Raw genomic sequence first — 649 nt, forward strand, 5'->3', positions numbered from 1 at the left:
GTGCGTGGTGCGTGCTGGCGCTGCTGTCGATCACGGCCGGCACGATGTACCAGAAACGTTTCTGTCCGCAGTTCGAACTGCGCACCGGCACCGTGATCCAGTACGTGACGACGGCGCTGGCGCTGCTGCCGTTCGCCGTGCTGCTGGAAGGTTTCGGGCCGCATCTGGACAATATCTACTGGACGCCGCAATTCGTGGGCGCCCTGCTGTGGGCGATCCTGGCCTTGTCGATCGGCGCCATCTTTCTGTTGTTCCGTCTCATCAGCCGCAGCGACGCGACGCGCGTGACGAGCCTCCTGTACCTGACGCCGCCCACCACCGCCCTGATGGCCTGGCTGATGTTCGGCGAAAGGTTGACCGTCCTTGGCCTGGCCGGCATGGCCGTCGCCGTGCTGGGCGTTGCATTCGTTATCAAAAAATAAAGGAGAATGAAATGGACGCCTCCCACCTTTACGAGCGGAATGACGAACGGCAAGAAGGGAGCGGGGGATAGCGGAAGGGGTGGACCCTCGCGGGCCGACGGCGTCAAAAGCGCCTAAAGTGAAAGTGTCGAGACTTTCGAGGCTAACCGGAGGATCCACATCATGAATGCTACTCGCAAAACGACGGTCGGTGTCGATACGGCCAAAAGCGTATTTCAGGTCTATAC

The 649-nt window shown here is 60.6% G+C and carries 1 protein-coding gene; it reads left to right on the forward strand.

Annotated features, from left to right (window positions below; all coding sequences use genetic code 11):
* The coding region (locus AC1DYX_RS31745; RefSeq protein ID WP_477266259.1) for a DMT family transporter at positions 1–422 on the forward strand (422 nt) is incomplete at its 5' end.
* Positions 423–649: the final 227 nt, after the last annotated feature.

The sequence above is a fragment of the Massilia sp. P2_C2 genome (genome assembly GCF_056404615.1).